At 63.0% G+C, this 25,862-nt stretch carries 19 protein-coding genes and 1 tRNA gene; 18 read left to right on the top strand and 2 right to left on the bottom strand.

All coding sequences use genetic code 11. The features are described from left to right. Positions 1–86: 86 nt before the first annotated feature. The 11 genes from BT122_RS02725 (at position 87) to rbr (ending at position 10,114) form a co-directional block, all read left to right on the top strand. Complete coding sequence (locus BT122_RS02725; RefSeq protein ID WP_072354612.1) at positions 87–797, top strand: LytR/AlgR family response regulator transcription factor; 711 nt, start codon at positions 87–89, stop codon at positions 795–797. After that, positions 797–2,173 (top strand): ATP-binding protein, encoded by a 1,377-nt coding sequence (locus tag BT122_RS02720; RefSeq protein WP_072354470.1) that lies wholly within the window; start codon positions 797–799, stop codon positions 2,171–2,173. Before BT122_RS02725 ends, BT122_RS02720 begins: the two co-directional genes overlap by 1 nt. A 406-nt stretch (positions 2,174–2,579) precedes the next feature. Next, positions 2,580–4,826, top strand: a complete 2,247-nt coding sequence (gene dnaX, locus BT122_RS02715) for a DNA polymerase III subunit gamma/tau (RefSeq protein WP_072354469.1) — start codon at positions 2,580–2,582, stop codon at positions 4,824–4,826. A 61-nt stretch (positions 4,827–4,887) separates the two neighbouring features. Beyond that, positions 4,888–5,235: a YbaB/EbfC family nucleoid-associated protein gene (locus tag BT122_RS02710; RefSeq protein ID WP_286130286.1), complete on the top strand. Its 348-nt coding sequence runs from the start codon at positions 4,888–4,890 to the stop codon at positions 5,233–5,235. Positions 5,236–5,237: 2 nt separating this feature from the next. Beyond that, positions 5,238–5,843 (top strand): recombination mediator RecR, encoded by a 606-nt coding sequence (gene recR, locus BT122_RS02705; protein WP_072354468.1) that lies wholly within the window; start codon positions 5,238–5,240, stop codon positions 5,841–5,843. A 50-nt stretch (positions 5,844–5,893) separates the two neighbouring features. Continuing rightward, positions 5,894–6,730: a hypothetical protein gene (locus tag BT122_RS02700; RefSeq protein ID WP_072354467.1), complete on the top strand. Its 837-nt coding sequence runs from the start codon at positions 5,894–5,896 to the stop codon at positions 6,728–6,730. Between the two features lie 256 nt (positions 6,731–6,986). After that, positions 6,987–7,063, top strand: a tRNA-Asp gene (locus tag BT122_RS02695). A 236-nt stretch (positions 7,064–7,299) separates the two neighbouring features. Then, positions 7,300–8,037 carry an HAD family hydrolase gene (locus tag BT122_RS02690; RefSeq protein WP_143189948.1) on the top strand — a complete coding sequence of 246 codons (738 nt, stop codon included), beginning with the start codon at positions 7,300–7,302 and terminating at the stop codon, positions 8,035–8,037. 25 nt (positions 8,038–8,062) lie between these two features. After that, positions 8,063–8,542 (top strand): RrF2 family transcriptional regulator, encoded by a 480-nt coding sequence (locus BT122_RS02685; RefSeq protein WP_072354465.1) that lies wholly within the window; start codon positions 8,063–8,065, stop codon positions 8,540–8,542. Beyond that, positions 8,542–9,477 carry an HhH-GPD family protein gene (locus tag BT122_RS02680; RefSeq protein ID WP_083432267.1) on the top strand — a complete coding sequence of 312 codons (936 nt, stop codon included), beginning with the start codon at positions 8,542–8,544 and terminating at the stop codon, positions 9,475–9,477. Before BT122_RS02685 ends, BT122_RS02680 begins: the two co-directional genes overlap by 1 nt. 91 nt (positions 9,478–9,568) lie before the next feature. Further along, a complete protein-coding gene (gene rbr / locus BT122_RS02675) occupies positions 9,569–10,114 on the top strand; it encodes a rubrerythrin (RefSeq protein WP_059052776.1) in 546 nt (181 codons plus the stop codon). A gap of 99 nt (positions 10,115–10,213) precedes the next feature. Here the strand turns inward: rbr and BT122_RS02670 are convergent, their stop codons facing one another. Beyond that, positions 10,214–10,963, bottom strand: a complete 750-nt coding sequence (locus tag BT122_RS02670) for a DUF975 family protein (RefSeq protein WP_072354464.1) — start codon at positions 10,961–10,963, stop codon at positions 10,214–10,216. Between the two features lie 385 nt (positions 10,964–11,348). Here BT122_RS02670 and BT122_RS02665 point away from each other — a divergent pair, with 385 nt between their 5' ends. Next, positions 11,349–12,668, top strand: a complete 1,320-nt coding sequence (locus BT122_RS02665; RefSeq protein ID WP_059052781.1) for an O-acetylhomoserine aminocarboxypropyltransferase/cysteine synthase family protein — start codon at positions 11,349–11,351, stop codon at positions 12,666–12,668. 317 nt (positions 12,669–12,985) lie between these two features. On the opposite strand, the gene nth is transcribed toward BT122_RS02665, so the two are convergent. Beyond that, the gene (gene nth / locus BT122_RS02660; protein ID WP_072354463.1) at positions 12,986–13,663 is read right to left on the bottom strand and encodes an endonuclease III; all 678 of its coding nucleotides are present in this window, start codon (positions 13,661–13,663) and stop codon (positions 12,986–12,988) included. Positions 13,664–13,983: 320 nt separating this feature from the next. Here nth and glgB point away from each other — a divergent pair, with 320 nt between their 5' ends. The 6 genes from glgB to BT122_RS02630 all read left to right on the top strand — a co-directional run bounded on the left by glgB (position 13,984) and on the right by BT122_RS02630 (position 25,851). Continuing rightward, entirely contained in the window at positions 13,984–16,179 is a 2,196-nt protein-coding gene (gene glgB / locus BT122_RS02655) for a 1,4-alpha-glucan branching protein GlgB (protein WP_072354462.1), read from the top strand. A 135-nt stretch (positions 16,180–16,314) separates the two neighbouring features. After that, entirely contained in the window at positions 16,315–18,744 is a 2,430-nt protein-coding gene (locus BT122_RS02650) for a glycogen/starch/alpha-glucan phosphorylase (RefSeq protein WP_072354461.1), read from the top strand. A gap of 73 nt (positions 18,745–18,817) precedes the next feature. After that, positions 18,818–19,963: a glucose-1-phosphate adenylyltransferase gene (locus BT122_RS02645; RefSeq protein ID WP_059052791.1), complete on the top strand. Its 1,146-nt coding sequence runs from the start codon at positions 18,818–18,820 to the stop codon at positions 19,961–19,963. 3 nt (positions 19,964–19,966) lie between these two features. Then, the gene (gene glgD, locus BT122_RS02640; RefSeq protein WP_072354460.1) at positions 19,967–21,061 is read left to right on the top strand and encodes a glucose-1-phosphate adenylyltransferase subunit GlgD; all 1,095 of its coding nucleotides are present in this window, start codon (positions 19,967–19,969) and stop codon (positions 21,059–21,061) included. Positions 21,062–21,072: 11 nt separating this feature from the next. Further along, positions 21,073–22,572 (top strand): glycogen synthase GlgA, encoded by a 1,500-nt coding sequence (gene glgA / locus BT122_RS02635; protein ID WP_072354459.1) that lies wholly within the window; start codon positions 21,073–21,075, stop codon positions 22,570–22,572. Positions 22,573–22,575: 3 nt separating this feature from the next. After that, positions 22,576–25,851, top strand: coding sequence for a 4-alpha-glucanotransferase (locus tag BT122_RS02630; protein WP_072354458.1), 3,276 nt, complete (start codon positions 22,576–22,578; stop codon positions 25,849–25,851). The last annotated feature ends 11 nt before the right edge of the window (positions 25,852–25,862 follow it).

Below are 25,862 nucleotides of genomic sequence, written 5' to 3'. Positions count from 1 at the left end.
GCATCATGCGCATGCCGGGCGTGCCTTGCTTTCAGGTGAAATACACTCAAGAGGAAGGAGCTTTTGGGGGAGCGATGGAGGGCGCCATGTTCAAGGTACTCATTGTCGAGGACAGGGCGTCCGATGCCCAAGCGCTCAGGCGCATGCTGGCCCACTATGGACAAGAGCACTCCGAGGAGTTCCAGGTCACGACCGTCTCCACCGCCATGGAACTCCCCGAGGACCACAACCCCTACGACCTCATCTTCATGGACATTGGCCTTCCCGGCATCAACGGCATGGAGGCGGCGCAGCTCCTGCGCAGCTACGATACCCAGACGCCGCTGATCTTCGTGACCGACCTCGCGCAGTACGCCGTGAAGGGCTACCAGGTCGACGCCCTGGACTTCATCGTCAAGCCGGTCGAGTACTACGACTTCGCCCTTAGGCTCGACCGGGCACTTCGCATAGCGCGGCGGGGGAGGGCCGACAAGGTCACCATCGTCACCCGCGACGGAATGCGCATCTTCCCCATATCTGACCTTGTGTTCGTTGACATTCTCGGCCATGACCTGAGCTACCACCTCGCAAGCGGAGAGATCGTCTCGCTGCGCGGAAGCCTTACCAAGGCCACCGAGCAGCTCCCCGAGGAGAGCTTTGTGCGCATCTCGAACAGCTGCCTGGTCAACATGGGGCATATCTGCGCCGTGCAGCGTGACTGCGTTCGCGTGACCACGGGGGAGAATCTCTTCTTCAGCCGGCCCAAGCACAAGGCGGCCCTTGCGACAATCACCGACTACCTGGGAGGCAGCTTCTGATGGGGTTTCTCAGCTCTAACGTCCCCTACCTTGCCAGCCCCATCCTCACGACCGTGCAGATCGCCGTCGCCATGTGGCTGTTCGCCCGCAGCTTGCCGAGGAGGGAGGGCTTCGCCTGGCGCGCGGTCGTTGCGACGTGCGTCACGGTTGCGTTTGTCGCGGTGATGACGATTTTGGGTTCGTCGCTCGAGTCTCTCCCCTTTGTGCCGGCGGATCTTTCGTGGCCAGCAATCATCGACGTCCTGTTTGTGACCCAGCTCGTCACCTTCTCGCTTGTGATCCTTCTCTGCTATGTGCTGGTCCTTCTCCTCTTTGACGCTCCGCCGCAGGCGGCGCTCTTCTGCGTCTCGGCGGCCTACATCATGCAGAACATTGCCAGTGGCCTCGATGGTCTCGTGCGCACCATCCTGGTCCCCATGGGGGTGCCGGTCGACACCTGGGGCTTCACCCTCCTGGGAATGGTCGGCCTGTGCGCCGTGGTGTATGCGGTGTGCCACCAGACGATTCTTCGCAAGGTCGAGCAGTATGGCTTCTCGCCCGTCCATGGGGGCTCCGCGCTTCTCGTCGTGATGATGGTCCTGCTCGTCTGCCTGGCCTTCGACCTTGCCAACAAGTGCTACCTGCTGGGCTTTGGCGTGCCCATGCACGTGGTGGTGTTGTACAGGGGCGTCCACTTTGCCACCTGCGCATTCGTGCTCTGGATGGAGTTCGAGCTGCTCTACAACAAGCACCTTGAGCAGGACATTGCCGTGATGCAGCGCGTTCGCTCCGACGAAGAGCGCCAGTACCAGCTCTCCAAGGACACGATTGACGCCATCAACATCAAGTGCCATGACATCCGCCACCAGATTCGTCATCTCGAGCAGGGTGGGGTGGCGGTCGAGAAGGGCGCCCTCGAGGACCTTGCGCAGGAGGTTCGCATCTACGACTCCAAGGTGAAGACCGGAAACGAGGCGCTTGACACCATCCTCAGCGAGAAGCGCTTGCTGTGCGAGCGAGAAGGGATTCGCCTCACCTGCATTGCCGACGGTGCGGTGCTCCTGGGCCTCTCGCCTGCGGATCTGTACTCGCTCTTTGGCAACCTCCTGGACAACGCCATCGAGGCGGCGCGCCGGCTGGACGGTGCGGAGAGAAAGACGATCAGCCTCGTCGTCTCTCGGCGCGGCGACATGGCGGTGATCCATGAGGAGAACTACTTCGACGGAAAGGCTCGCTTCGAGGACGGGCTGCCGGTTTCTACCAAGGGAGACCCGTTTAACCACGGGTTCGGCACGCGCTCCATGCGCCAGATCGTTGAGCGCTACGGTGGTTCGATGACCATGCGAGCGCAGGGGGACCGCTTTGCCGTCACTATCGTGCTTCCGGCGAGAAAATGACGCCGCAGCGGCGGTCTCGTACGCACTTGCTGCGAAAGCCCGCCCTCCGGCGAGGAATTGACGCCGAAGCGGCGGTCTCCGACGGGATTCCGTACGAGAAGCGCCCTCCGGCGCCGAAATGACGCCGAAGGGAAGGTTCCGTACGCCACCGCTGCGCAGATGCGCCCTCCGGCGAGAAAACGACGCCGGAAGGCCCACTTCAGGCGGAATTCCGTACGAGACACCTGCTTTGGCGCGCGTTTCTCGCCGGAGGTGCGTTTTTCTCCGCTGCGCTACTCTCGCGGGGGCACGGCACCGCGAGCGACAAGCGCCAGCCCCCGCGGTTCAAGGTGACGCGGTGGAGCATGGCCCATCCCCAATGCCCGCGGGTATACTGGGACTCTCAGGCAAGAGGCGCGGAGGTCCCATGGAATCGCTCTACACGAAGTACCGCCCAAAGACGTTCGAAGAGGTTGTTGGCCAGGAACACGTGGTCGAGACCCTCAAGCGCGCGGTTCTCGAGGGCAAGGTGAGCCATGCGTACCTCTTCTGCGGCCCGCGCGGCACCGGCAAGACCACCATGGCGCGCATCCTGGCAAAGGCCCTCATGTGCCAACGCGGCGCAGGTCACCTGCCCGACGGCACCTGCGAGGAGTGCCAGCTCATCGCAGCCGGCGAGCATCCGGACGTGCTTGAGCTCGACGCCGCCTCCCGCACGGGCGTCGACAACGTCCGCGAGGAGATCATCAGCCGCGTCAACTACGCTCCCGTGCGCGGCAGCTACAAGGTCTACATCATCGACGAGGTCCACATGCTCACGCCGGCGGCGTTCAACGCGCTGCTCAAGACGCTCGAGGAGCCCCCGAGCCACGTGGTCTTCATCATGTGCACCACCGACCCGCAAAAGATCCTGGCCACGATCCTCTCGCGCGTCCAGCGCTTTGACTTCCACGCCATTGGCCCCAACGAGATGCAGGCCCACCTGGCATACGTGTGCTCGCAGGAGGGCTTCACCTACGAGGACGCTGCGCTTGAGCTTATCGTGCGCCATGCGCGTGGAGGCATGCGAGACGCGCTTACCTCGCTCGAGCAGGTCTCGGTCTTTGGCGATGGGGCAATCACACTCTCTGCCACCCAAGACCTCTTTGGCGAGGCCAACGGCGCCGTTCTCGGCAATGTCACAAAGGCAGTTGCCGAGAGGGACGCGGCGTCGCTCTTCGAGGAGGTCTCCAAGCTTGCTGCCGAGGGGCGCGACCTGCTGCAGTTCACCCGCGAGCTTGCTTCTCGCATGCGCGACGTATACGTGACCGCGGTGGTGGGGGACCCGTCCAAGGTGATCGCCGCGTCGCCCGAGGAGCTCGCAAGTCTCTCGGGCGAGGCCGCCGCGTTTGGCTCGACCGACCGCATCGCGCGCGTGCTCTCCATCCTGGGCGAGGCCTCAAGCGAGATGCGCACCGCTACCAACCAGCGCCTCGTTCTTGAGATTGCGCTTACGAGAATCGCCCGGCCCGAGTCGGACCTCACGCTGGAGTCGTTGGCCGAGAGGATTGAGGGCCTCGAGCGGCAGGTTGCCGCGCTTTCGGCACCAGGTCGCGTGGCTGCGATGCCCGCTGCGGCACCGACGCACGCACCGGCTGCGATGTCAGCGGCCCAGCCGTCGGCATCGCCTTCTCCGCAGCCCGTTGCGCCTGCACCGGCCCCGAGGCCGGCTCCCCCCCCTCAGCCGGTGCAGACTCCGGCACCGCAGCCGGTCCCGCAGCCGGTCCCGAACCCGATGCCAGCCCCAACGCCTGCGCCCGCCTCGGCTCCCGCTCAGCACTCGGCGCCACAGCCCGCCCCGGCGCCACGGCCCGCGCCCGCGCCGCGCCCAGCTCCCGCGCCTGCTGCTGGGGTTCCCGTCACGGACGGCGCAACGCTGCAGCGCAACTGGAAGCGCGTCACCGAGGGACTCATGTCCAAGTCTGCGTCCAGAGGCTCGCTGCTTCTCAACTCCAGCATCGTCTCTGACGACGGCGCCAAGCTCACCGTTTCCCTGCCAACGGGCTCGCACTTCGCGGCCCGCATGCTCGAGCGCGCCGACGTCCGCGAGCTCTACCTGCCCATCGTCGCGAGCGTCTTTGGCCCGCGCGAGGTCCTCTTCGTTGAGTCGAGCCTCTCCAGCCAGGCAATTGCCCAGTCCGACCGCGCTGCAACGGCGCCCCACCCGATGACGCCCGTGCCGCAACCGGCTCCAGTCCCACAGCCTGCTCCCGCCCCGCAGCAGACGCCTTCGCCCTACCCCATGCCATGGGATCCCGTTGAGCCCGCAACGAGCCAGCCCGCGCCGGCTCCCGAGCCGCCCGTAGTCGAGCAGGTGCCCTACAGCGATGCAGACGCGTCTGCCTACGAGGAGGACGCGGGCTTTGACGCGCCTGCGTCGGCTCCCGCCCCGCAGTCAGCGCCTGCCCCCCGGCCGGCCCCGCAGCCAGCTCCGGCCCCGCAGCCAGCTCCGGCCCCCAAGCCTGCGCCAAAGCCGGCCCCACCCGACACACCCCCGGCCGACGATGCCCCGGTCCTCACGGAGGAGTTCGCGAACATCGCCGCGATGCTCGAGGACGCCTTCGGCGGCTCCGTGGTCGTGAAGCCAGACGAGCCCGATGCTCCTTCCGCCTCGGACGGCGAGGGCACGGACTAGCCAACGCGGCTCGCCGGCAATATCATCAGCAAGCACATCTACCAACAACCAGGAGGAACGTATGTCCAAGGGACCCAGAGGCGGCTACAACATGGGCGGCATGAACCGCAACCAGATGATGGCCCAGGCCCGCAAGATGCAGGAGCAGCTCGCCGCCGCGCAGCAGCAGGCGGCGGCCACCGAGGTGTCTGCCTCGGCCGGCGGCGGCACGGTCAAGGTCACGGCCACGGGCGACCTGCGCATCACCTCGATCGTCATCAACCCGCAGGCCCTTGACCCCGAAGACGTCGACATGCTGCAGGACATGATTCTCGCCGCCGTGAACGACGCCCTCGAGCAGGCGGAGTCTGCAACCGAGAAGGCCATGAGCGCCGTCACCGGCGGCTTCAACATCCCGGGGCTCTTCTAGGGATGAACCAGCTCAACGACGGGCACGCGCTGCAGCGCCTCCTCGACGAGCTGGGCAGGCTCCCGGGCATTGGCCCAAAGTCCGCCCAGCGCATCGCGTACTACCTCCTCGAGGCCGACGCGGAGGAGGCGCGCAGGCTTGCAACTGCCATTCTCGAGGTAAAGGAGCAGGTCCACTTCTGCCCGATCTGCTTTAGCTACGCCACGCGCGACACCTGCGACGTGTGCTCGGACGCCTCGCGCGACCGCACGACCATCTGCGTGGTCTCCGAGCCGCGCGACGTCTCTGCCATCGAGCGGACGGGCAGCTACCACGGCCTCTACCACGTGCTTGGGGGCGTCATCTCGCCCATGGACAAGATCGGTCCGGAGCAGCTCCACGTGAAGGAGCTGCTTGCGCGTCTGGCTTCGGGCGAGGTCCAGGAGGTCATTCTCGCCACCAACCCGGACGTCGAGGGCGAGACAACGGCCACGTACCTCTCGCGGATTATCCGACCCTTGGGCGTGCGCGTGTCCCGCCTTGCAAGCGGACTGCCGGTTGGCGGGGACCTCGAGTATGCCGACGAGGTGACGCTTGGCCGCGCCATCGAAGCGCGTCGCGAGGTGTAGCCGCCCGGTGGGCTAGGATGAGAGCGGGCGAAAACCGCAGGGGAGACGAGATGAGCTACGCATCCAATGACGAGAAGTACAGGCGTTCCGCGCATGTCACGGACAGGCATGCCGCCGGTGGCGTCTCCAGGACCGGCGCGCACGCGGTCCCCGAGGACGTCGACGATGGCTCCGCCCCTCGCCAAAGTGCCGTACCCGCGGGCTCCCTCAAGACCCTCTCAGCAGGCCAGGGAGCCCGCGTGACCACACGCGACAACGCGGCCGAGGCTGCCGACATCGCGCGCGACCGCGCCGCCGAGCGTTCTCGCAGCCGTCGCCTTCGCGGACGCAACCGGCCGAGGTACGGAAAGGAGCCGGAACGCAAGCCCGTCAACCCTAAGTTCGTCCTGCTCGTCATTGCCGGCGTGGTGGGTCTCTTCGTTATTCTCGCCATTGTGGCGGTTGTCACCTTCCTTGCCGCGCAGGACAACCCCCAGCCGCAGGAGCCTGCAGCTGGCGTGGAGGAGCCGCAGCAGGTCCAGACCACCGCAGACGGGTCCGTTACCTATCAGGGGGTCTCGTACTCCCTCGAGGCCACCGGGGACGGGACGTATGCGGTTATCGCCTCGGACTCCAAGGGCAACAAGACCCAGGAGTTCACCGTGAGGGGGACGCCCGTCTCGCTCATCCTCTACAACTCGGTCATCGTCGTGCCCGAGAACAAGTCGGACGGCACCTGGGACGTGGTGGCCTACACGATTGGCGGTGACTCCGCGCCCATGGCGGTTGCCGATTCCTCGGGCAATGCCATCACGGGCAGGGGGACCATCTCCACGGCCACGCTTGACGGCTCGGTGGTCCACGTGACGGATTCGACGGGTGCCACCACGGACATCGCTCTTGAGTAGGTAGCCGCGCCGATAGAAGTGCTCGCGGATTCCGGACGGTTAACCCCACTCAAACGTCCAAATCCCGCGTCTAGCGGCGTCCCGCGTCAGGCCGCGCCAAGGTGGCCGTTTGCAGGAAGGGCTGCGCCCCATCAGGGTGGGGCCCGGGTCGGCGTCCCCGGCTTCGTGTGCCCAGCCAGCCCCACAAAACTTCCTCAAATTCTTGCTAGACAGATACCGCGTCCTCTGCGTATAATAGCTCCCGCACAACGCGCGTGGGGTATTAGCTCAGCTGGTTAGAGCGCCGGCCTGTCACGTCGGAGGTCGCGGGTTCGAGCCCCGCATATCCCGCCATTGTGAACTCAAGGAGCCCCGAAAGGGGCTCCTTTCTTATGTGTGGATTACTCAAGAGATTATGCCGCCGCAGCCTGGTGCCCTGACCCGACCTGTCGTGCTGGACGGCGTGCCAACAACTACCGGACAACAAACGTCGAATTGCTATGGCTAATAGTACAATTCGTCCCATACCGTTTTCGCACTGGTATCATTGGTACGATACGATTCCCAATTGCACCATGGAGACGCACAGCATGCTCGCTTCTACAGACGACAGCGCGCAACCGCAGAGAAAGACGAAGCTCGCGGTATTTGACTTCGACGGCACGTCCATCGACGGTCAGTCCGGTGCTCTCTTCTCGGTGTACCTGTGGCGGCATGGGCTCATGTCCATCCCTCGTGCCCTTGCCCTCGGTCTGTGGGGGCTGCGCTACAAGTTGCATCTTCCCCAGAGTCAGGACGAGGCGCGCGAGCTGGTCTTTGGCGCGCTCGAGGACCTGAGCCACCGGGATATCGACAAGATCATGCACGAGTTCTACCAGGACGTCCTCAAGGACCGCTACCGTCCGGAGGTCGCGGCGGAGGTTGCCAAGCGTCGCGCAGAGGGCTGCGTTGCGCTGCTCGTCTCGGCGACGTTCGAGCCCATAGCGGCGGACGCCGCAAAGGCCCTTGGGGTGGATGACTACATCGCCACCGGCATGGAGCGCGATTCCGACGGCAACTACACGGGTCGCGTCGAAGGCACGGTGGTGCAGGGGCCCGAGAAGGTCGCCGCAGTCACGCGTTGGGCAGACGCCCACCTCGGCCGGGGGACCTGGGCGCTTTCGTATGCCTATGGCGACCACCACACGGATGCCGCGCTTCTCTCGGCGGCAGCCAAGGGATATGCCGTGTGTCCGGGGGAGACGCTCAAGAAGTTGGCGCGACAGCACGGCTGGGAGGTACTCAACTGGGGGGACTCTCCCGCAAAGACGAGCCGGAGGAAGGGTTAGCCCATCGGGCTGCCAGGAGGTTGCAATGGAGATCTCGAGAAAGACTGATTACGCGCTTCGCATGCTCGCGGCGCTCGTCCAGAACCCGGACGGCGTTGTCTCGGTGCGCACTGCCGCGAAGGACAATGGCGTTCCGTACTCGTTTGCGCGGTCCATCCAGCACGACCTTGCCCTTGCGGGCATAGTCGAGAGCACGCGCGGCGCCCACGGTGGCATGAGGCTCGCCGTTGACCCGCGCACCACGTCGCTCCTCAAGCTCGTCGAGGCGGTCCAGGGGCCAATCCTCATCGCCGCCTGCGACTACGCTGGGGATGACGGCGGCCCCTGCCCACGCATGGCCGAGTGCCACTTCAACCCCGTCTGGTGCAACGCCGAGCGCATGCTGCGTGCCTACTTCGACTCCGTGACCCTCTACCAGGTTGTCATGGAGGGGAAGATGCCGCAGATGACCGGTTCGTTCAAGCTCGTGGGCAACAAGCGCAAGGCCAAGGCTGCGGCCGAGTAATGCCAGGCGTCTCGAGAGTCGGCGCCACCTCGGGGGAGGGGAGGGGCTTCTCGTCTCGTGCCCTGCCCACGGAGGAGGAACTCGCCTCATTTAGGGCAACGGTGCTCTTGCGCGGCCGTGAACTCTACCGCGACCTGCCATGGCGTCGCACGAGAGACCCCTACGCCATCTGGATCTCCGAGGTCATGCTCCAGCAGACGCAGGTCTCGCGCGTGGACGGTCGCTGGCAGCACTGGCTTGAACTCTTCCCCACGGTCGATGCCCTTGCCGCCGCGGATTCCGCGGACGTGCTGGGCGAATGGCAGGGCCTGGGTTACAACAGGCGCGCTCTCTCGCTCTGGCGTGCCGCGCGGGAGGTCTCGGCGGCAGGCGGCCGCATGCCGTCCGACGAGGCGGCCCTAAAGGCGCTTCCCGGCATTGGCCCAGCTACGGCTGCGGGGATTCGCGCGTTTGCCTTCGACCTTCCTGGCGTCTACCTCGAGACAAACGTGCGCGCCGTCCTTCTCCACGAGTTCTTCCCCGAAGAGGATGCCGTTGCGGACGCATCCCTGGTGCCCATAGTGCGTGCCACCTGCCCCAAGGATGCAAGCAACGCGGAAGACGACCCACGCACGTGGTACTACGCCCTTCTCGACTATGGCGCGCATCTCAAGGCAACGGTCCCCAACCCCTCGCGCCGCTCGCGCTCGCACGTGCGTCAGTCGCGCTTCGAGGGCTCCCACCGGCAAAAGCGTGCGGAGGTCCTGCGCATCCTCCTCGCTCACCGAGCAGACCCGCGAGGCGGCGTGGACCTTGATACTCTATCTGTGGAGCTTTCGCGCGAGGAGCGCGCGGCGGGTAGAAGAGGTGTGGACGCGTCGGATGCCCAGACGTTACTGACGGAGCTCTCGAAGGAGGGTTTTTGTCATAATAACGGTAACATTTGGTGCACCTGATGCTACCATGGGAACCGCCTGCGAAGGCAGGCGGGACACGGTTTCGTGGCCCAATGTTTCCCCCAAGGAGGGGGGAAGGAGAGGAGCAGTAATGGCAGTCGATTTTGAGAACTCGCAGACCAAGAAGAACCTCGAGGCAGCGTTCGCAGGTGAGTCCCAGGCGAGCCGCAAGTACTCCTACTACGCCAGCAAGGCCAAGAAGGAGGGCTACGTCCAGATTTCCGACATCTTCACCGAGACCTCTGGCAACGAGTCCGAGCACGCCAAGCTTTGGTTTAAGTATCTGCACGGCGGCGACGTGCCCGACACTCTGACCAACATCAAGGATGCTGCGGCCGGCGAGAACTACGAGTGGACCGAGATGTACAAGGGCTTCGCCGAGACCGCTGACGAGGAGGGCTTCAAGGAGATCGCTGCCAAGTTCCGTCTGGTTGGCGAGGTCGAGAAGCACCACGAGGAGCGCTACAACAAGCTCGCCGAGCGCGTCGAGAAGGGCGAGGTCTTCAACCGCCCGGGCGTCAAGGTCTGGAAGTGCCTCAACTGCGGCCACCTGCACGTTGGTCCCGAGGCCCCCAAGGTCTGCCCCGTCTGCAACCACCCGCAGAGCTACTTCGAGGAGCAGGCGATCAACTACTAGCGCTTGCCGCATAGGGTTCGCCAATCTAGCGAGAGACAAGAGGCGCCCGTCCCGTGCTTCGGGGCGGGCGCCTCTTTCTGCGTGACGAGAAGTCCTGCCCTACTCCTGGGGCAGAGCAGGAGCCCTGCCGCTTCCGTAGCGAAGCGCCTCGTACAGCGCGGCGTTGGTGCTGTTCTCGTAAGGCGAGGCATAGAAAAGGCCAACGAGCCCCAGCGTGAGGAGCGAAAGGATGTTCCAGCCAATAAACGAGAGGTCGAGGACAAAGGCATTCCACTTGTTGCCGTCCATGAGGGTGCGGCTCTGCTCGCATGCCTCTGCTGAGGAAAGCGCGGGGTTCTCGGCGAGGAGATAGTCAACCAGTCGGTATTCGTAGGCCTTCACGATGCCGGGAATCACGAGCAGCAATGCCCATGCGAAGATCTTGAGGTCCTTCAAGAACATGACCTTCACGATATTGAGGTAGTTGCTGTCAAATGCCCAGAGAACCTCTCGCACGTTTGCTGGCTCGCGAAGATTGAGAAAGAGGAAGCGCTGGCAGCCCACCTGGAGAGGCAGAACAAGGAACACGCCAATCAGGATCCCGAGAATGACGATGAGAATTAGTGCCGTAAGCCCAACGCCTACGAAGAAGCCTGCGACCAGCTGACCGTTGGCAGAGAGAGCAGACGTGGGATTTGTGAGCGCGTGCCCGGCTTCCGTGATGCCTTCGCCACTCGCGTCGGAAGAGCCGCGGGAAAGCGACGTCGAGTAGGTGAGCAACGACAGGATGAAGGCGACGAGGACCGTCTTCCAGTAGTTACGCTTGAATGCAGCCTTGCCGCGATCCTTTAGTTCTGCTCTGGTCCACATGGCTTGCCCCTTCTGTTGGTCTGGTTGCGGGAGGTGCTGGCATAGTGTTCACGATGACAGCATATGGTATGGGATTGCAAAAAGCACCGACGGTGGCTTAATGACCAGTTAGAAAGCCAGTAGTTCGTCGCTATCTGTTTGCACGATAACAACCTATCCAAACCTTGTGGAACTACGAGGGTTCCTTCTCGCCGCGTGGGTGGCTATAGTTGGGAGCCATGGAGAGGACACAGACATACCAACCAATTCCGGGCAGGCAGATGCCTTAGCCCGACCGCGAGCAACAGTGACGTTGCCACGCGCTCGGGCTCATCCGGAAGCACCAGCTATCAGCAATTGCGATATCACACTTTCAGCGCATTACGAGAAACAAGGAGCAAGCATCATGGCTTTCGAACTCAACCCCGACTTCGCCAAGGATCCCGAGAAGCACTTCAACACCCTGCAGGTCCACGCCGGCTGGTCCCCCGATCCCACCACCGGCTCCGCGGCACTTCCCGTCTATGCTTCCGCTGCATTCGAGTTCAAGGACGCCGAGGACGGCGCCGCCAAGTTCGCCCTCTCCCGTCCCGGTAACGTCTACGGCCGTCTGACCAACACCACCACCGATGCCGTAGCCGCCCGTGTGGCAGCCATCGAGGGTGGCACCGGCGCCGTTGCCGTCGCCTCTGGTCACGCAGCCGAGATTCTCGCCCTCACCAACCTGGTGGGTGCGGGCGACGAGATCGTTGCCTCCGACTCGCTCTACGGTGGCACCTGGAACATCTTCCTGCACACCCTCGGCGACCTAGGCGTGAAGACCACCTTCGTCGAGAACAACGACATCGACGCCTTTGTTGCTGCCACCACTCCCAAGACCAAGCTTTGGTACGTCGAGACCATCGGCAACCCCCTGGTCGACGTGGCGGACGTTCCCGCCATCGTTGAGGCCGCCAACTCGCTGCCCTCGCCCGTGCCCGTCTTTGTCGACAACACCTTCGCGACCCCGTACCTCTATCGTCCCGCCGAGGACGGCGCGGCCGTCGTGATCGAGTCCCTCACCAAGTGGATTGGCGGTCACGGTGCTACGCTGGGCGGCGCGGTTATCGACACCGGCAAGTTCAACTGGAAGCAGGACCCCGAGAAGTGGCACACCCTGGCTCAGCCCGACCCCTCCTACCACGGCATCGTCTTCGCTGACGCCGCTCCCGCCGCGCCCTTCGCTACCCGCGTGCTTGCCAACAAGCTTCGCGACTTTGGTCCTACGCTCTCTCCGTATGCGGCCCAGCTCATTGGCCTTGGCATCGAGGACCTGTCCCTGCGCGTCCAGCGCCACTCCGACAACGCACTCGCTGTGGCCAAGTACCTCCAGGAGAACCCCAAGGTCTCCTGGGTGCGCTACTCCGGACTCGAGGGCGATCCCTCGCATGAGGTTGCAAGCCGCATCCTGCACCACGGCTTTGGCGGCGTAGTGGTCTTTGGCGTCAAGGGCGGCCGTGAGGCTGGCCTCAACGTGGTGAACAACGTGAAGCTCTTCACGCACCTTGCCAACGTGGGCGATGCCAAGTCCCTCATCATCCACCCTGCCTCCACCACGCACTCCCAACTTACGGCCGAGCAGCTCAAGGCTGCACACCTCTCCGAGGACCTCATCCGCCTCTCCATTGGCATCGAGGACGTGGACGACATCATCGCCGACCTCGACCAGGCGCTCGCCAACGCATAGGCTGCTGGTAGCGACTCACCAGTCTTCTCGCGTTCCTAATGCTTGTCGCCAAAAGGCTACTTTTGGCGAGAATTGCAACACAGACGGCCCTCCGGCGACGAACAATCGCCGGAGGGCCCCTTTTGTGCGCAGTGGCTGCGGAAAACCGCCCTCGGGCAAGAAAACGGCGCCCGAAGGGCCTCCACGTACGGGATCCCGTACAAAACCCCTGTTCGGGCGCCAGATTCTCGCCGGAAGGGCCTTCTCGTACGGTACCGCGTCGGAAACGCGCCTTCCGGCGTCACCAGGACGTCGCGAGCCGTCGAGCCGCCAAGCTCCTACTTCTTCCGCTTGAAGTAACGGTCGGGCTGGCCGGCGCTCGGACAGATGTCGGCCATGGGGCACCCCGCGCACTTGGGCGAGCGCGCCGTGCATACGTCGCGCCCAAAGTGGATCCATTCCTCGTTGACGTTGCCCCACAGCTCGCGCGGAATCACGTCGAGAAGGTCCTTCTCGGCGGCAGCTGGCGTTGTTGCGCGGGTGAGCCCAAAGCGCGTTGCCAGACGGAACACGTGAGTGTCCACCGCTATGCCGTCTACCACGCCAAATGCCTTGTTAAGCACGATGTTGGCGGTCTTTCTCCCCACGCCAGGCAGCTGGCAGAGTTCCTCCATGGTCCCCGGAACCTTTCCGCCAAAGTCAGAGACAATCATCTGCGCCGTCTCCACGCAGTGCTTGGACTTTGCCCGCCAAAAGCCAATGGAGTGTATGACCTCACCAACCTCCACCGGGTCCGCGGCGGCCATAGACTCGGCGTCCGGCCAACGCGAGAAGAGCTCGGGTGTTACGCGGTTCACGCCGGCATCGGTGGTCTGTGCCGAGAGAAGCACGCATATTACCAGCTCAAATGGGTTCGCAAACGCAAGAGCACTCTTGACGCCGGGGTACAACTCGCCCATGCGGCGGCAAATCTCGGTGGCGCGCTCTCGCTTAGACTTCTTTGACTCCCTTGGCATGGCAGCTCCTCTCGTCTGGCGACAATGATACCCAATGGCCCGCAATTGAGCGCTCGGATGCGAGGTGCCGTGAGCGCAATTGTCACCTAAGCCGTCCGCGCCTTACGGCCTCGCGCTTACCGCTGTCAGGCTCCGTTCGGGAGTTGAGATAGACCGCTCGCACCGTTATGTGGAACCGTTCCCGCACTCCTTGGCTCAACACTTGTGCGACCCCGGTTGGTTTGCGTTTATGGAATATAATTGGAAAATGACGGGGGCGACGGCCAATAAACCGCACGTCACACCCCATGGGGGACACAAACGACGCGTGAGGAGCGAGCATGCAGACTCGTGACAGTTCTCTGTACTTGAGCGACGACGACCTCTACCTGCTGGCAAAGGGCGAGTGGTACCGCAGCTACGACAAGATGGGCGCGCACCAGGCCGTCGACGAGAACGGCACCGAGGGCTTCCACTTTGCCGTCTGGGCGCCCCAGGTGAAGAGCGTTCACGTGATTGGGGAGTTCAACAACTGGGATGAGGGGGCCAATCCGCTCACCAAGACCAAGACTGGCGATGTCTGGCAGGGCTTTGTCCCCGGCGTCCAGATGGGTTCGCTCTACAAGTTTGTGATCGAGACAAACTCCGGCAAGCGCCTCTACAAGGCAGACCCGTACGCGTTCTTTGCCGAGAAAGCACCGGGTACGGCCTCGTGCACGTACGACGTCACCGGCTATACATGGAGCGACAAGGCATGGCTCGCCAAGCGCGCCAAGGCAGACAAGCTCAAGACCCCGCTCAACATCTTTGAGGTGCACCTTGGCTCGTGGCGCCGTCACGGCGACGAGCCGCAGGGAGACCCGCGCCCGGACGGCACCTATCCCGGCCCTGGCGATCCGTTCCCCGCTCAGCGCGGCGAGTTCTACTCGTACGACGACCTCTCCGTCGAGCTGGTGGACTACGTGCGCACCATGGGCTACTCGCACATCGAGCTCATGCCCATCATGGAGCACCCGTTTGACGGCTCGTGGGGCTATCAGGTGACGGGTTACTTCGCCCCAACCTCGCGCTACGGTGAGCCCAAGCAGTTCAAGCACTTTGTCGACGCCTGCCACAAGGCCGGCATCGGCGTGATTCTCGACTGGGTACCGGGCGGCTTCTGCGCCGACGAGCAGGGCCTCGCCACTTTCAACGGCGAGATGCTCTACGAGAACGAGATTCACCCCAACTGGGGTACGCACAAGTTCGACTTCTCGCGCGGCCAGGTGCGCACCTTCCTCATCTCCAACCTGCTCTACTGGATTGACGAGTACCACGCCGATGGCATCCGCATGGACGGCGTCACTTCCATGCTCTACCTCAACTTTGGCGTGGACGATCCGCGCCTCAAGAAGTTCAACTCGCGCGGCACCGAGGAAGACGACGAAGCCATCGCGTTTATCCGCCAGTGCAACTCCACGGTGGGCAAGTACTACCCGGATGTCTCGATGATTGCCGAGGAGTCCACGGCGTGGCCGCTCGTGACCTACCCACCCGAGGACGGCGGCCTGGGCTTCAACTTCAAGTGGGACATGGGTTGGATGAACGACACACTGCACTACATGCAGACCGACTTCCCCTATCGCCCGGGCAACCACAGGCTGCTCACGTTCTCGACCATGTACCAGTTCAACGAGAACTTCGTGCTGCCGCTTAGCCACGACGAGGTGGTAAACGGCAAGTGCTCGCTTATCACGCGTATGCCCGGTGACTACTGGCGTCAGTTTGCCGGCATGAGGGCGCTTGCCTTCTACCAGATGACGCACGCGGGTGGCAAGCTCAACTTCATGGGCAACGAGATTGCCCAGTTCATCGAGTGGCGCTACTACGAGGGCATCCAGTACTTCCTGGCCGAGCAGTACGATACCCACCGTCACCAGCAGCAGTTTGTCGCTGCGCTCAACGCGTTCTACAACGCGCATCCCGCGCTCTGGCAGAACTCCTACACGAGCGACGGCTTCGAGTGGATTGACGCCGACAACGCCAAGCAGTCGATCATCTCGTTCATCCGCAAGGGGGACAACCCCAAGGACGACCTCGTCATTCTCATCAACTTTGACGTGAACGCCCACGAGGACTTCCGCCTTGGCGTGCCCGAGGAGGGCTACTACGAGGAGCTGTTCAACTCCGACGCCGAGCAGTTTGGCGGCTCTGGCGTGGTCAATATCGGCAAGCTCGAGACCAGCGAGATTGCGTGGAACGGCCGCAAGCAGTCCGTCGTCGTCCGCGTGCCTCCGCTGGGCGGCCTCGTCCTGCACCGCACCGGCGCGCTGAGGAAGCGCCGCACCACCGCTGCGCGCGCAAAGTCGTCGGCAACAACGGCCGCCCCTAAGCCCGCCGCCAAGAAGCCGGCAAGCAAGGCTGCCGCCACCAAGAAGCCTGCGGCAGAGGCCAAGCCCGCAGCGGCCAAGAAGCCGGCCGCCGCCAAGAAGCCGACGACAACAAAGAAGCCTGCTGCAGAGGCCAAGCCCGCATCGCGCAGAACGGCAAAGAAGTAAGAAAACCGCCATTTGTCACGCGTGCCATACCGTCAGGCAACGCGCGCGTGACGAATGCGCCCGTATAATGAGACGGGAACGTTCCCATGTAATGTTGGGGGTGTTCCGTCCCGCAGGACATGACATTGGAGTCACATGGCACAGGAAAAGATCTTCAAGGACACCGCAGATTTCGAGAAGCAGTACCGCGAGGCTTGCATGGCAGACCTCAGCAAGAAGTTCGAGGACTGCACCCAGCTCGAGCGCTATCAGGTGCTCGCAACGCTTATCGCAAAGAAGTCGCGCAACGTTGGCATTGGCACTCACCAGAAGGGCGAGAAGAAGGTCTACTACTTCTCCCTCGAGTTCCTCCTTGGTCCGCTGCTTGACAACTACCTGCTCAACCTCGGCGTCCATGATCTTGTCGCCAAGGGCGTGGAGGACATGGGCGGCTCTTTGGAGACCATCTGCCGCCAGGAGGCAGACCCCGGCCTGGGTAACGGCGGCCTCGGTCGTCTCGCCGCGTGCTTCCTCGACTCCATGGCACACGAGGGCATTGCCGGCTATGGCAACGGCATGCGCTACCACTACGGCCTGTTCCGCCAGGTCATCGAGGGCGGTCGCCAGGTCGAGAAGACCGACAACTGGCTTGAGAACGGCTTCCCTTGGGAGTCTCGCCGTGACTCCGGCACGGTGATTGTGCAGTTTGGCGGCCGGGTTGTGCGCCACGAGGACGAGACCGGCCGCTACTGGTTCACCCAGGAGGGCGGCGAGAAGGTGCGCGCCGTCCCGTATGACGTGCCCATCGTTGGCTATGGCACCAAGAAGGTCAACCACCTGCGCCTTTGGAGCGCCGAGCCCTACGAGGAGAACTTCGACCTCGACGCGTTCAATGCTGGCGACTATGCCAAGGCGAACAAGTTCCGCTCCGACGTCGAGGCCATCTCCACGATTCTCTATCCCAACGATTCCGGCGAGCATGGCAAGATCCTGCGCCTGAAGCAGGAGTACTTGTTTGTCTCCGCTGGCCTTCAGACCATCCTCGGTACCTACGAACGCGACTTTGGGCCCGACTGGGAGCACCTTGCCGACCACGTGGCCATCCACACCAACGATACGCACCCCGCCATGTGCGGCCCCGAGCTCATGCGCATCCTGGTAGACGAGCGTGGCGTGGACTTTGACCTGGCCTTCAAGATCGCCAAGCAGACCATCTCCTACACCAACCACACGGTCATGCCCGAGGCGCTGGAGAAGTGGCCCATCGACACCTTCCGTGCCCTCATGCCACGCCTGTACATGTTCATCGAGGAGATCGACCGTCGCTATCGCGAGAGCTTCCCCCACACCTTCGACGACTGGGGAGAGATGCTCAAGAACACCGCCATACTGTGGGACGGCCAGGTGCGCATGGCAAACCTCTCCATCATCTTCAGCCACTCGGTGAATGGCGTCTCCGCGCTTCACACGAGCATCCTCGAGGAGGGCGTGCTCAAGGACTTCTACCGCCTCAACCCCGAGATGTTCAACAACAAGACCAACGGCGTCTCTCACCGTCGCTTCCTCGCCGAGGCGAACCCCTCCTACGCGCGCCTCATCTCTGGCGCCATTGGCACGGGCTGGTTGGATGACGCCTTCGAGCTGGAGAAGCTCACTGCCTACGAGGATGACGCCGGCTTCCTGGACGAGATGGAAAAGGCCAAGCTTGCCGACAAGCAGCGCCTTGCCGCCTACGTTAAGGAGACCTCTGGCGTCGACCTTGACTGCTCCATGGTCTTTGACGTGCAGGTAAAGCGCTTCCATGCCTACAAGCGCCAGCTCCTCAACGTGTTCAAGATCCTGGACATCTACAACCGCATCCTTGCAGACCCGCACTTTGACCCGCGCCCCACGGCGTTCATCTTCTCGGGCAAGGCTGCACAGAGCTACACCTTTGCCAAGGAGGTCATCCGACTCATCAACTCGGTGGCCGACGTGGTGAACAACGACCCGCGCGTGAACGACAAGATCAAGGTCGCCTTTGTCCCCAACTTCGCCGTGTCGAGCGCTCAGCTCATCTACCCCGCGGCCGAGATTTCCGAGCAGATCTCGACTGCCGGCACCGAGGCCTCCGGCACGTCCAACATGAAGCTCATGATGAACGCGGCCATCACGCTGGGCACCTACGACGGCGCCAACGTCGAGATTGCCAAGCTCGTGGGTGACGAGAACATCAAGATTTTTGGTCTGCGTACCGAAGAGGTGGAGGCGCTGCACGCCTCTGGCCGATACTTCGCGTGGGACCAGTACAACACCGATCGCGAGCGCCTTGGCCGCGTTGTGGACATGCTCTCCGACGGCTCGCTCGCTCGCCTCTCGGGCAACTTCGAGAGCATCCACGACTACCTCATGGTGAGCAACGATCCAGACCTTGTTCTGCGTGACTTCCGCTCCTATGTTGACGCCTGGGACGAGCTCACCACCGCCTACGGAGACCGCGCCGCTTGGAACAAGTCTGCGCTGCACAATACCGCCAAGGCCGGATACTTCTCTAGTGACCGAACCATTCGCGAGTACATGAGCGACATCTGGCATATTGAGGCTTAGGAACCATCCCGCGAACTTGCGGGTTGAAGGTACGTGGCAAGTGTTGGGACGATTGAAGGGAATGGGGGACCTTATGAGCAAGAAGGAATGCATCGCGATGCTTCTTGCCGGAGGACAGGGCAGCAGACTCGGTGCGCTCACAAGCAACGTGGCAAAGCCTGCGGTCTCGTTCGGGGGCAAGTTCCGCATCATCGACTTTGCGCTGTCCAACTGCGCAAACTCGGGCGTCTCGACGGTGGGCGTTCTCACACAGTACCGCCCGTACCTCCTGCACTCCTACATTGGCACCGGCGAGGCGTGGAACCTCGACGAGCGTGACGGCGGCGTTTCCATTCTGCCGCCCTACGCTACCCAGACGGGCGGTGCCTGGTACGAGGGCACGGCAGACGCCGTGACCCAAAACCTGGGCTACATTGACCAGAACGATCCCGAGTACGTGCTCATCCTCTCGGGCGACCAGCTCTACCGCATGGACTACGGCAAGATGCTGGAGAACCACAAGCGCCACAACGCCGACCTCACCATCGCCGTGATGCCGGTGCCCTGGGAAGAGGCCTCGCGCTTTGGCATCATCACCCAGGACGAGGACGAGCGCATCCTCAAGTTCACCGAGAAGCCCAAGAAGCCCGATTCGAACCTCGCCTCTATGGGCATCTACATCTTCAACGCCGACCTCCTCGAGAGCTCCCTCAAGGAGGACGCCATCGACCAGACCTCCGAGCACGACTTCGGGAAGAACATCATCCCCAAGCTTCTGGCAGACGGCAAGCGCCTGTATACGTACGAGTTCAACGGGTTCTGGCGCGACGTGGGTACCATCTCGAGCTACCACGAGACGAGCATGGACCTTCTCGGCCCCAACCCCGCCTTCGACCTCTACAGTGAAGACTTCCCCATCATGAGCAACGCCTCCACGAGGCCGCCCGCGTTTGTGGGCCGCGATGGTGACGTGGACGACTGCCTCGTTGCCAACGGTGTGCAGGTCTACGGCAAGGCCAAGCACTCGATTCTCTCGGTCGACGCATACGTGGGCGAGCATGCCACGGTTGTCGACTCCGTCCTGCTCCCCGGTGCCGTCGTCAAGAACGGCGCGCATGTTGTTCGCGCAATCCTGGGCGAGAACTCCGTCGTCGAGGAGAACGTGAACCTCGGTAGCGTCGACTCTACGAAGGACACGGCTGTCATTGGGAATGACGTCGTTGTCGGGAAGGGGGAGTAAGCAATGGAAAAGGTCATTGGTCTTATCACGTGCAACTACTCGGCCAAGTCTCCGAGCGCACTCGTCGAGAGCCGCCCGGTTGCGTCTATGCCGTTCCTTGGCCGCTACCGCCTGGTCGACTTCCCCCTGTCCAACATGGTCAACGCCGGCCTGCGCACGGTTGGCATGGTCATGCCCTATAACTACCGCTCGATCATCGACCACGTGGGCTCCGGTAAGGACTGGAACCTCGACCGCAAGAACGGCGGCCTGTTTGTCCTCCCCGGCTCCGCCTTTGGCACCTCTCGCACGGGTGCTCGCTTCCTGCTGCGCGACCTTGTCCACAACAAGGTCTTCTTCACCAGGTCCAAGTCTGACTATGTGATCTTCTCGACCGCCAACTTTGTCTACAACATGGACCTCAACGACCTGTACAACGCACACGTGGCATCTGGTGCGGACGTCACCGTGCTTACCAAGCAGGCAAGCGGCAACGACGCCGACGTTACGGGCTTTGAGATGGATGGCTCCCGCGTCACTGGCGTGAAGCACGGCGTCTCGTTTGGCGACACCGCCTTCCTTGACTGCTTTGTGATTAGCCGCCAGCTGCTGCTTGACATGTTCGACTGGTACGCTGCCACCGACTACCTTGACATTTTTGAGGCCATGGGCAACGACTACGGCCGCGTGAACGTTCAGGCATACAACTTTGATGGCTATGCGGCGGCGGTGTTCAACAAGAAGAGCTACTACCGCTCCAACATGGACGCGCTCGACCCGCGGATCAATGCCGAGCTCTTCCCCGAGGGCCGCTTCATCAAGACCAAGGCGCACGACACGTCGCCCGCCAAGTTTGAGGTGGGTTCCCACGTCACTAACTCGCTCGTCTCCGCTGGCTGCCGCATCTTTGGCAACGTTGGCGATTCCGTCCTTGGCCGCAATGTCATTGTGGAGAGCGGTGCCACCATTCGTGGTTCCGTGGTGATGCAGGACTGCGTTATCAAGAGCGGCGCTCGCGTAGAGAACGCGATCGTCGACAGGAACAACGTCGTCCCGGCAGGCACCGAGCTTCGTGGCACCCCCGAGGACGTCCTCATCAAGGAAAAGGGTCGCGAGTAAAGGTGGGAACCATGCCAACAAGCGCACACCGCAGGAAGCTGAGGATCCTCTTTGCATCCTCGGAGGCGGTGCCGTTCGCCAAGACTGGCGGCTTGGGCGACGTGGCGGGTTCCCTCCCGCGCGCGCTCAAGCACGCTGGTGCCAAGGCGGCAGTTATTATGCCCAAGTACGGCACCATTCCCCAGGAGTACAAGGACCGCATGAAGCACGTTGCGGACTTCTACGTGCCCCTGGCATGGAGGAATGTCTACTGCGGCATCGAGAAGCTCGAGCTTCAGGGGCTCGACTTCTACTTCGTGGACAACGAGGCGTACTTCAAGCGTGACGGGCTCTACGGCTACTTTGACGATGGCGAGCGCTTTGCCTTCTTTGCGAAGGCCATTTGCGAGGCAATCGTCAAGGTGCCGGAGCTTGCCTGCGACGTCCTGCACTGCAACGACTGGCAGACAGCGCTTTGCCCCGTCTTCCTGCGCGAGCTCTACCGTGGCGCGCCGCAGTGCAACAACGTCAAGACCGTCATGACAGTCCACAACATCAAGTTCCAGGGCCAGTACGGCGACAAGATGCTCTCCGACATCCTTGGCCTTGCCGATATCCCCGCCGCCCGTGACCAGCTCTACTGCGACAAGGACTCGATCAACTTCATGAAGGGTGGCCTGTGCTACGCGGACGCCCTTACCACCGTGAGCCCGAGCTACGCCTACGAGCTGCAGATGCCGTTCTACGGAGAGGGGCTTGATCCCATCTTCCGCAGGCGCTCCAACATCCTGACGGGCATCCTCAACGGTATCGACACAAGCATCTGGAACCCCAAGACTGACGGCATGATTCCGGCCAACTACTCTGCCGACGACCTTGCCAACAAGGCCGAGTGCAAGCGTGCCCTCCAGGAGGAGCTTGGTCTGCGCCAGGACCCCACACGCCCGCTTGTGGTGATGATTGGCCGTCTCACCAACCAGAAGGGCCTGGGGCTTGTCCGCTACGCCATGGACGGCATCATGAGGCGTGGCGTCCAGGTGGCCATTCTCGGCACCGGTGACGCTGACCAGGAGGAGGCGTTCCGCTACTTCGACCAGAAGTACGGCGACATGATGTGCGCGCGCATCGCCTTTGACAACGCGCTTTCGCACCGCATGTACGCTGGCGGCGACATCCTGCTCATGCCGTCCGAGTTTGAGCCCTGCGGGCTCTCCCAGATGATTGCCATGCGCTATGGCACGCTTCCTCTCGTGCGCGAGACGGGTGGCCTGCGCGACTCTGTGGTCCCGTACAACAAGTTCACCGGCGAGGGTACCGGCTTCCGCTTCTCCAACATGAACGCGGACGAGATGGCCGACACCCTCCTGGGGGCCTGTGAGATCTTCTGGACTAACCAGGAGCTCTGGACTAAGCTCATGCTCCAGGCCATGGCGACAGACTTCAGCTGGCGCCGTGCCGCAAACGACTACATGGACATCTACCACGGGCTTCACCCCGAGGTCATTAGGTACAACAAGAGAAGAGACAGGTAAGGCTTGAAGGCGCGGCACGTAACTTCCGAGAGGGAGTACAGAGATCCCTTTGGCGCCGTCCGGTTGGGCGGCGCCGTTACTGTAGGCATCGACGTCTGGGATGACGAGGTGGTGTTCTGCACGCTTCGCACCTGGACGGACGGGGTGGGCGAGCGCCTGCTCGAGATGCATGGCGAGAAGCGCGGTGGTGTGACTCACTTCTCGGTTACCTTTACGCCGGACAGGACCGGCATCATCTGGTACAGCTTCGACATCGAGGCGTCCGATGGCGCCGTGTGGCGCTATGGCGCTCAGCCCGGCTGGACTACCGGCGAGGGCGCGTTTGCCTATGGCGACCCGCCATCGTTCCAGATAACCGTGTACAAGCAGCGCGCCGTTCAGCCCAACTGGTATCGTGGCGGCATTGTCTACCAGGTCTTCCCCGATCGCTTTGCCCGCGGGGAGGACTGGCGCCGCAGGGCCGACGTTGCCATGGAGCGCCCGCACATCGCCGGCCCAGGCCGTACCGTGGTTGACGATTGGTCCACGCCTCCCGCCTACGACAAGGACGAGAATGGCCGCATAAAGCGTTGGGACTTCTACGGCGGAACCCTCGAGGGCGTCCGCGAGAAGTTGCGCTACCTCAAGGATCTGGGCGTGACGGTGATCTACCTCAACCCCATATTTGAGGCCGCAAGCAACCACCGCTACGACACCGGTGACTACATGGCCATCGACCCCATGCTTGGTGACGAGGAGAGCTTCCGCCGCCTGTGCGTGGACGCCGAGGAGATGGGCATCTCGGTGATCCTGGACGGCGTCTTCAACCATACGGGCTGCGATTCTCGCTACTTCAACAGGTACGGGAACTACCCAGACTCCGTGGGCGCATACCAGAGCACGGACTCGGTCTATCGCTCGTGGTACACGTTCCATGACGACGGGACCTACGACAGCTGGTGGGGTGTGGACGACCTTCCCGCCATCAACGAGAACGACCCCTCCTACCACGAGTTCATTTGTGGCCGAGAGGGCGTGGTGCGTCGGTGGCTGCGCGATGGCGCACGCGGCTGGCGCCTGGACGTGGCCGACGAGCTTCCAGACAGCTTCATCGCGGACATCAAGCATGCGGTTCTCGCCGAGAAGCCCGACGGCCTTCTCATTGGCGAGGTGTGGGAGGACGCCAGCAACAAGACCGCCTACGGCTCGCTGCGCCAGTACTTCGAGGGCTCGGAGCTTGACGGCACCATGAACTACCCGCTGCGCGAGGGCCTTCTCGCCTTCATGCGCAACGAGATTGGCGCGCAGGAGCTCACAAGACGCCTGGAGCAGCTGGGCGAGAACTACCCCGGTCAGGCGCTCTACAGCGAGCTCAACCTCCTGGGCAGCCACGACCGCGAGCGCCTCTTCACGACGCTTGGCGGCGCGCCCAACCCCGACACGCTCTCCGAGTCCGAGCGTGCGTCGTATCGCCTTGACCCCGGCCAGCGCAACCTGGCCAAGAGCCGCCTGTGGGCCATCACGCTGTTGCAGATGACCCTGCCTGGGGTTCCCTGCATCTACTACGGGGACGAGCGCGGCATGGAGGGCTTCCGCGACCCGTACAACCGTGCGGCCTACCCCTGGGGCGGCGGTGACAAGGACTGCTTTGACATCTACCGCAACGCCATTGCCGTGCGCAAAACGCTCGACGTGCTGGTGGACGGCAGGTTCAACCCGTTTGCGGTGGGCGATGACGTGTTTGGGTTCTGGCGCAGGAGCCGCACCAAGAGCGACTGCGTCTGCGTGCTGGTAAACGCCAGCCTGAATAACTCGCACACCGTGCGGGTGCCTATTGAGAGCGGCATGGAGGTCTCGGACATCGTCTCCGGGCGCGACCCCAAGGTCTCGCAGGGCCAGGCGGAGGTCTTCCTCTGGCCGCTGGGCACGGCGGTGCTCCACTTCCATAGGCACGAGCGACTCCAGAAGCCGCTCGAGCGCGGTATGGGTGTGCTGTGCCACGTGACCTCGGTGCCCAACAACGGCAAGCCGGGAACGCTGGGGGCGCCGGCAAAGCGCTTCGTGGACTGGCTTGCCAGTTGCGGCCAGCGCTACTGGCAGGTGCTTCCCGTGAACCCCACGGACGAGTTTGGCTCGCCCTATGCGGGGCTGGCTGCCAACGCGGGCAATGTTGCTCTTCTCGAGCGTGATCCCGAGGAGGTTCTCGCTGACGACTCCCTCTTTGGTGATGGTCGCTTTGCGGAGTTCTGCGACGACAACGACTACTGGCTTACCCCCTACGCCACCTTCTGTGCACTGAAGGACAAGTTTAACGATGCCCCATGGCAGGCCTGGCCAGAGCACTATCGCAGCTATTCTCCGCGCCTTGCGGATGACCCAGAGCTGGTGCCGGGCATCGAGGCGGCGCGCAAGCTGCAGTTTGAGTTCCAGCTTGAGTGGAACGAGCTCCGCGCATATGCCAACAAGCGGGGTGTGCGCATCGTGGGTGACATGCCCATGTACGTCTCGGCTGACTCTGCGGACGTCTGGAGCGAGCCGGACATCTTTGACCTGGACGAGAATGGCCATGCTGCCATGCAGGCCGGCGCCCCCGCCGACCAGCTCTCCGCCGAGGGACAGCTCTGGGGCAACCCCACCTACGACTGGGACGTCCTGCGCTCCGACGGCTACGACTGGTGGCTGCGCAGGCTTGACCGCGCGTTCAAGCTCTATGACTACGTGCGCCTTGACCACTTTATTGGGTTCTCCTCGTACTACGAGATCGAGGCTGGAAAGCCGGCGACCGAAGGCGCGTATGCCTTTGGGCCTGGCGCCAATCTCTTCCGTGCAGCCAACAAGCTCTTTGGCGGCCTGCCGCTTATCGCCGAGGACCTGGGCAACGTCACTCCCGCCGTTCGCGCGCTTATAGCTGAGACGGGTGTGCCAGGCATGAGCATTGTTCAGTTTGCCGACCAGGATGTGCGCAACGAGTTCACGCCCAACAGGGGGTCTTTAGTCTACACGGGCACGCACGACACCGAGACCCTGGTGGGCTGGTGCTCCCGTAGCTTTGCTGACGGTGACGCCGAGAAGGCCGCCGAGGTGGCACGCGACATCGAGCGCCGTACCGTTGGCGTCGAGAACGACGTGGTGATCATGCCGCTCCAAGACGTGCTTCTCCTTGGGAACGAGGCGCGCATGAACGTGCCCGGCGTGGCCGAGGGCAACTGGGCGTGGCAGGCGGATGCGGCAGACGTTGAGGCTGCGGCCGCCTGGCTTCGCGAGCTTGCAGATGATTCCGGGAGGGCTACCGGGAAGTAGCAAGGCTTTCG

Origin of the sequence: Olsenella sp. kh2p3, assembly GCA_900119625.1 — a bacterium.
Taxonomy (GTDB): Bacteria; Actinomycetota; Coriobacteriia; order Coriobacteriales; family Atopobiaceae; genus Tractidigestivibacter.
Note: the sequence above shows the minus strand (reverse complement) of the source record. Positions and strands in the feature narration are given on the sequence as shown.

Coding starts and splice junctions, on each gene's coding strand:
- dnaX (WP_072354469.1), top strand. CDS start 2,580: ATGGAATCGCTCTACACGAAGTACCGCCCAAAGACGTTCGAAGAGGTT.
- BT122_RS02645 (WP_059052791.1), top strand. CDS start 18,818: ATGAGCAAGAAGGAATGCATCGCGATGCTTCTTGCCGGAGGACAGGGC.
- BT122_RS02670 (WP_072354464.1), bottom strand. CDS start 10,963: ATGTGGACCAGAGCAGAACTAAAGGATCGCGGCAAGGCTGCATTCAAG.
- glgD (WP_072354460.1), top strand. CDS start 19,967: ATGGAAAAGGTCATTGGTCTTATCACGTGCAACTACTCGGCCAAGTCT.
- BT122_RS02690 (WP_143189948.1), top strand. CDS start 7,300: ATGCTCGCTTCTACAGACGACAGCGCGCAACCGCAGAGAAAGACGAAG.
- rbr (WP_059052776.1), top strand. CDS start 9,569: ATGGCAGTCGATTTTGAGAACTCGCAGACCAAGAAGAACCTCGAGGCA.
- BT122_RS02720 (WP_072354470.1), top strand. CDS start 797: ATGGGGTTTCTCAGCTCTAACGTCCCCTACCTTGCCAGCCCCATCCTC.
- BT122_RS02685 (WP_072354465.1), top strand. CDS start 8,063: ATGGAGATCTCGAGAAAGACTGATTACGCGCTTCGCATGCTCGCGGCG.
- nth (WP_072354463.1), bottom strand. CDS start 13,663: ATGCCAAGGGAGTCAAAGAAGTCTAAGCGAGAGCGCGCCACCGAGATT.
- glgA (WP_072354459.1), top strand. CDS start 21,073: ATGCCAACAAGCGCACACCGCAGGAAGCTGAGGATCCTCTTTGCATCC.
- BT122_RS02710 (WP_286130286.1), top strand. CDS start 4,888: ATGTCCAAGGGACCCAGAGGCGGCTACAACATGGGCGGCATGAACCGC.
- BT122_RS02650 (WP_072354461.1), top strand. CDS start 16,315: ATGGCACAGGAAAAGATCTTCAAGGACACCGCAGATTTCGAGAAGCAG.
- glgB (WP_072354462.1), top strand. CDS start 13,984: ATGCAGACTCGTGACAGTTCTCTGTACTTGAGCGACGACGACCTCTAC.
- recR (WP_072354468.1), top strand. CDS start 5,238: ATGAACCAGCTCAACGACGGGCACGCGCTGCAGCGCCTCCTCGACGAG.
- BT122_RS02700 (WP_072354467.1), top strand. CDS start 5,894: ATGAGCTACGCATCCAATGACGAGAAGTACAGGCGTTCCGCGCATGTC.
- BT122_RS02680 (WP_083432267.1), top strand. CDS start 8,542: ATGCCAGGCGTCTCGAGAGTCGGCGCCACCTCGGGGGAGGGGAGGGGC.
- BT122_RS02665 (WP_059052781.1), top strand. CDS start 11,349: ATGGCTTTCGAACTCAACCCCGACTTCGCCAAGGATCCCGAGAAGCAC.
- BT122_RS02725 (WP_072354612.1), top strand. CDS start 87: ATGTTCAAGGTACTCATTGTCGAGGACAGGGCGTCCGATGCCCAAGCG.